A 6,258-nucleotide genomic window follows, 5' to 3' on the forward strand; every position below is an offset into this window, starting at 1 on the left:
GTTTACCTGCTTTTTTATTATTAAATATGGCGCAAATAGATTTACACCAAAGTTTAAGCCTATCCGCTTTTCTCAGCTTTTATGTACCAGTATTAACCGTGTTTAGCTTAGGAATATTATTCGACCGTTTTTATTTAGCTGAACAAAAAAACTATCAAAGACACAGTGTGTTTGGCTTAGCATCTAGCTATTCAAATATGGTGCTGGTCGGCATTCCTATTATCATTGCTTCTCTTGGCAAAGAAATGATTGCCATTGCCTTTATGATCATCACGTTCCATAGCACTTTGTTGTTTGCACTTACTTATTTAATTGGTGCTAAAGGCAACCTTGAGCGTTTTTCATGGCCAAATTTTGCTAAGAGCATGGTCTTAAACCCTATTGTTTTTAGTATCGGCTGCGGATTAATTATCAATGTTTCAGGAATTGAACTATTCGAAAACCTAATAAGTAGTTTAGAGCTACTAGCAACACCCGCTATAGCCTGTGCCCTATTTGTACTAGGAGCCAATTTAGCCTTTTATAAAATAGCCGCAAACTGGCAACCAGCACTAATTGCCTCATTAATGAAGATATTTTTACTCCCTGCATTGGTATTTTTAGTAGGTACTTATGTATTTACTTTAAACGAGCAAACTTTAACCGTACTGGTACTTTTAAGTGCATCCCCGGTGGGAGTGAATGCTTACCTCATTGCCAGCCAAATAGGCCAGCACCAAGTAACGCTCGCAGGGGCGGTGGTATTATCAACGGTATTGAGTGTGGTTAGTTTTACTTTTTGGCTAGCTTTATTACTATAGCGTTATTGCTCGGATGGCTTATTACTGTCACTTTATAAGCCACCCGCAACATCAATAAAACCACCGGTAGTAAATGATGCCTGCTCAGAGGCTAAAAAATAAATCGCAGCGGCCACTTCTTCTGGCTGCCCGCCACGTCTTAAAGGTAGTTTTTGTTTGAGCCTATCAACGCGATTTGCTTCGCCGCCATCGAGGTGCATGTCGGTGTAAATTAATCCTGGTCTTACTGAATTAACGCGGATATTTTGTTTAGCCACTTCTTTTGCTAAACCAATTGTTAATGTGTCCATCGCCCCTTTAGATGCCGCATAATCGATATATTCGTTTGGCGAACCTGTTTTTGCTGCACCGGATGAAACATTTACAATGCAGCCACCTTGTGGCATTCGTTTAATGGCTTCACGGCTGCACAAAAAAGCACTAGTGATATTAGTGGTGAGTATTTCATTTATACGCGCAGCATCCATTTCTAACAGTGGCATTTGTGGTTTTAAAATACCGGCGTTATTGACCAACACAGCTATTTCGTCAAATAATTCATCCAATTTTTGGAACATGGCAACAACGTTCACCTCTTTAGACACGTCTGCTTTTATTATTTCAGCACGCACACCATAGCCACGAACTTTCTCGGCTACTTGTTCAGCGCTATATTGATTCGTTTTATAATTAATACAGACGTCATAACCATGGCGAGCAAAATAGATAGCCGTAGCAGCCCCTATTCCTCGACTTGCCCCAGTAATTAACACCACAGAATTAGCAGACATAAATGATCCTTTTATAAAATAAAGCAACACATGCGCAGTCGTTTGCAGGCGTTCAATAGTCATAATAAAATTCACTAAGGTAATTTGGCACTAACTTAACAAAGCCAGTTGTTAAGCAGTATTTATTAAATAGTATCAGTAACTTTAAATATTGGCTGGGGCATGAATGCTGCGGTATTGGCACTTTTGCTTAGTTTCGTCATAATCAATAACGGCCACAGCACCGGTATTAAAAATAGGCATATTACCGGGACAAAGTTGGTCAACTATATAACTAACTATGGGCATATGCGCAACTAACAACCAAGAATTGCACTCAGGATGCATGGCAATTAGAGTTTCCAAGTAGTCGGCCGCAACTTGTGGGTTACCCTCCGGCACCATATCTTGGCAAGTTTGCTCAAAAGAGAAAGTATTGTTAGCCTTTACCTCTGTGGCGGTTTGCTGCGCACGAATGTAAGGACTTACCAACAAACCGGTGGGTAGGTATTGCGCTTGTAGCCAACACCCCATTTTTGCTGTTTCTTGGTGGCCATGTTGGGTTAACTTTCTACCCGCATCATCAGCCTGCATAGGCATTGCTTCACCGTGACGCATTATTAAGATTGTTTTCATAAAAAATCAACCAATTAAAGAATATAAAACAGTAGCCAGTTTGCCCGATTGTCCGCTATATTAAAACTAAGTCATACGACTCATCTAACAAGAAATCGCTTATGATATTCAGGTAGAATCCAGTTGCAGTTTCAATGCTGTCCTGAAGTTATCATCTGTTGTTAACAAGTAAACTTTAACGTTTCAGGAGCATCATTTGAATATCAGCCGCAATGATAACAGAACATACCGTGCCCTCACACTGGACAATGGTCTAAAAATTCTATTAGTTCAAGATAAAGATTCGTCGAAGGCAGCGGCTTCTATGGCGGTTAATGCCGGCCATTTTGACGATCCCCTTGATAGGCAGGGCCTTGCCCATTTTTTGGAACACATGCTTTTCTTAGGCACTGATCAATTTCCAGAATCTGGCGGCTTTAACAATTATGTTTCTCAAGCCGGTGGTAACACCAATGCGTGGACCGGCACTGAACATACCTGCTACTTTTTTGATATTAATAACCAAGAGTTTGAACAAGCACTGGCACAATTTAGTCGTTTTTTTATCGCGCCTTTATTAAACCCGGCTGAAACTGAGAAAGAGCGAAATGCCATTGAGGCCGAGTTTAAACTGAAAATAAAAGACGATGGCAGACGCATTTACCAAGCTCATAAAGAAACCGTTAACCCTGACCACCCTTTTGCAAAGTTTTCAGTCGGTAACCAACAAACCTTGGCCGACCGTCACGGCTGTATTAGCGACGAACTACAGGCATTTTTTAATACGTATTATCAAGCCCAGTGGATGACACTGGTTATTTGTTCAAGTGCTGATATTGTAACGATGGAGCTATGGGCGCAGCAGCTATTTAGCGATATTAAAGGCTCAAGCACTCAAAAACCGGTTATTAAAGCACCTCTTTATCGTTCTGAAGATTTAGGGAAAGTACTACATATTGAGCCGCATAAGCACATGCAAAAGCTGATCGTTAGCTTTGCTATGCCGAATATAGATGATTTTTACCGCCATAAAACGGTGAGTTTTATTGCCCATTTACTCGGTTATGAAGGCCAAGGTTCATTGTATTCTATTTTAAAAGAACAAGGCTGGATCAATGCATTGTCCGCCGGTGGCGGCATTAATGGTAGTAACTTTAAAGATTTTAATATTAGTGTCGCGCTTACTGATGAAGGTATTGAGTACTATGAAGATATTGTAGAAATGGTGTTTGAATACATTTTTTTAATTACCCAAAACACAGATAAACTACCGCGACTTTATCAAGATAAAAAGAACCTGCTACAAATCGCCTTTGATAACCAAGAACAAGCCCGTTTAATTGACTGGGTTAGTAACTTAAGTATCAACATGCAGCATTACGATGAAACTCATTATGTGCAAGGCGACTATTTAATGGATGGCTTTAATCAAGTCGCCCATGAAACAGCTATGCAGTGGTTAACCCCACACAATATGCGCTTAGTACTTATTCATCCGGATGTAGAGCCCGAACATAAAACCGCTTGGTATAATACACCGTATCGCGTGGAACCAATTTCATCTTGTTGGCTAGATGCGTTAGCAGAAATAAACACAGCCCTACCCGATATGCTTTTACCAACTGCAAATCCCTATTTAACTAAAGAGGTGGTACTGCATGACGTACTTGCACCGCAAACTAAACCAACACGGTTAGTACAACAACCTGGCTTTGATTTTTGGTTTAAACAAGACAACACCTTTCGCGTAGCAAAAGGTCATTTTTATCTAGCTATGGATTCTGACTTTGCAGTCAAAGATGTTAAGCATATGGCACTTACACGGCTTTTTGCTGATTTATTTATGGACAGTGTAGCTGAAAAATTTTACCCCGCAGAGCTGGCAGGTTTAAGCTATCATTTAACTTCACATCAAGGCGGGTTGACCTTACATACCGCAGGACTCTCATCAAGCCAATTAACCTTGGTAGATGAATTAATTGATGCGCTATTCAATGTCGACATTTGTGCAAAACGCTTTGCCGAATATAAAAAACAACTAGTAAGGCATTGGCGTAATAGTAACCATAACAAGCCTGTTGGTGAACTATTTAGTGTATTAGCCGCTCAAATAATGCCATGGAACCCTGAACCTAACACCTTGGCAAAAGCACTAAAAGATACTAGTTTTCATCAGTTTAATTGCTTTAGAAGTGAGTTTTTTAAAGCGCTGCACGTCGAGTCATTTTTACATGGTAACTGGCAAAAAAAAGATGCCGAAGACTTCCATAAAAAACTCAGCAAACATTTAGTAAAATCAACCGCAATTGAGGATTTAACACGCCCTTTGGTAGAAATTAATAAAGTCACGCACAATCCGCTGACACTTAATTGCAGCGATAATGCAATGGTAGTTTATTATCAAACGCTAACCGATTCTGTAGCTGAAAAAGTAAAGATGATGGCCTTAAACCATTTAATCAATCAAGATTACTTTAATGAACTTAGAACCAATCAACAACTCGGTTACTTAGTAGGTGCAGGTTATGCGCCATTTAATACCCGCGCTGGAATTGCTTTTTACGTGCAATCGCCAAACTATGCGCCTGAAACTATTTTAGCTCGCCATAATAGCTTTATTAATGAGTATGTCGCGTCTTTAAAACAATTAAGCGAGCAGCAATGGCAACAGAAAAAGCATGGTTTAAAAACGCATATTGGTGAGAAAGACAAAAACCTTCGCTTACGCTCACAACGTTTGTGGCTTGCTATTGGCAATCAAGATCACCAATTTCATATTCAAAAAAAATTACTAAACGAGCTTGAAAAGCTTAGCCTACAAGACATTTTAAACTATGCGAGAGCGACCTTTCAGGATGATAGGCCAAGATATGAACTGTTAAGCTCTGCAAAGCCCAATAAACAGAAAAAAAGTGAAGTTTATATGCATTCTCTTTGACTCTTCAAAGCGCTTGATTTAAATTATCGTTGCAAATATAAGAATTACATAATGATAATTAAAAAGATAATAACATCGTTACTAACAATTTTATTACTAAGCTATAGCCCATTGAGCTTTGGCTTTAGTGTGTCAGTGCTTCCACAAAGCTATTTGCAATATTTACCGAGCCTATTTATTCTTATAGTACTGCCCTACTTACTCTTTACTATTTACAAACTGCGCAGATCTCGCCACCAACTTAACATTTCAGAAAAACGCTTAAAAAGTACGGTCGAAGGCAGCGGAGATACGCTTTGGGATTGGCACATTACCAATAAGCAAGTTTTTAGAATCAATGATAAATACGCTTTAAACAGAAGTAATAACGTTGATTTTCCTCCCCACAGGACTTTAATTCATCCCCACGACATAACTCAAGTTGAGCAATTACTAAAACAACATTTCGCTCAAAAAACTAACTTTTTCGAAGCAAGTTATCGTTTAAAAGATAATTTAGGACATTGGCAGTGGGTGCTTGATCGAGGCAAAATAATCGAAAAAGATGCAAGCTTAACTCCCACTCGCATGGCTGGCACGCTAAGGGATATTACCCAATTAAAAGCCACCGAAGAGCGCTTAAATTTATTCGCTAAATGCGTGGAGTCATTAACTGACGCCATTGCCATTTATGATAAAGACTTTAATTTAGTCGATTTAAACCCTGGCTTTTTAAACTTATTTGGTGGTAAGCGCGAACACTATTTAAGTAAACCTTTTACCTTGTTTGGCTACGATAAAAGCTATATTGATGAAATTAAAAAAACAGTTCGCGACACCGAGCACTGGCAACAAGAATTAAAACTTCGTAACAGCGAACACACTATACTTCCAGTCGAGATTTCGATTGATGAAATCAAAAACGAGCAACAGCAAATTTGTAATTATGTCGTAGTGTATTCTGACTTAACTGAGCGAAAAAAAGCCGAGTCGCAACTTCATAACTTATCTAACCGCGACCGTACAACCGGCTTACCTAACCGTAACTTATTTTTTATTAACCTTAAAAAGCTCGCCAAACAAGGCGCTCATCATGCTTTATTAGTATTTGATTTAGACGACTTTAAAAAAATTAACGACTCGCTCGGTCATCACCTAGGTGACAGCTTACTTGCTA

5 protein-coding genes are annotated in these 6,258 nt (G+C 39.2%); 3 read left to right on the forward strand and 2 right to left on the reverse strand.

The window, feature by feature from the left end:
* Window positions 1–800, forward strand: an 800-nt coding sequence (locus ACT3RM_RS16540) for an AEC family transporter (protein WP_444511425.1), incomplete at its 5' end; no start/stop codon positions are given.
* 32 nt (window positions 801–832) lie between these two features.
* Here ACT3RM_RS16540 and ACT3RM_RS16545 read toward each other — a convergent pair.
* Both ACT3RM_RS16545 and sixA read right to left on the reverse strand, forming a co-directional pair.
* Window positions 833–1,570, reverse strand: a complete 738-nt coding sequence (locus tag ACT3RM_RS16545; protein WP_441836043.1) for an SDR family oxidoreductase — start codon at window positions 1,568–1,570, stop codon at window positions 833–835.
* A gap of 144 nt (window positions 1,571–1,714) precedes the next feature.
* On the reverse strand, window positions 1,715–2,185 hold the full coding sequence (gene sixA, locus ACT3RM_RS16550; protein ID WP_441836044.1) for a phosphohistidine phosphatase SixA: 471 nt from the start codon (window positions 2,183–2,185) through the stop codon (window positions 1,715–1,717).
* Window positions 2,186–2,381: 196 nt separating this feature from the next.
* Between sixA and ACT3RM_RS16555 the strand changes: the two genes are divergently transcribed.
* Both ACT3RM_RS16555 and ACT3RM_RS16560 read left to right on the forward strand, forming a co-directional pair.
* Window positions 2,382–5,102 (forward strand): insulinase family protein, encoded by a 2,721-nt coding sequence (locus tag ACT3RM_RS16555; protein WP_441836045.1) that lies wholly within the window; start codon window positions 2,382–2,384, stop codon window positions 5,100–5,102.
* Window positions 5,103–5,153: 51 nt separating this feature from the next.
* Window positions 5,154–6,258, forward strand: a 1,105-nt coding sequence (locus tag ACT3RM_RS16560) for a sensor domain-containing diguanylate cyclase (RefSeq protein ID WP_444511426.1), incomplete at its 3' end; no start/stop codon positions are given.

Source organism: Pseudoalteromonas sp. AOP7-A1-14, assembly GCF_052376275.1.
GTDB lineage: Bacteria > Pseudomonadota > Gammaproteobacteria > Enterobacterales > Alteromonadaceae > Pseudoalteromonas.

Coding starts and splice junctions, on each gene's coding strand:
- ACT3RM_RS16545 (WP_441836043.1), bottom strand. CDS start 1,570: ATGTCTGCTAATTCTGTGGTGTTAATTACTGGGGCAAGTCGAGGAATA.
- sixA (WP_441836044.1), bottom strand. CDS start 2,185: ATGAAAACAATCTTAATAATGCGTCACGGTGAAGCAATGCCTATGCAG.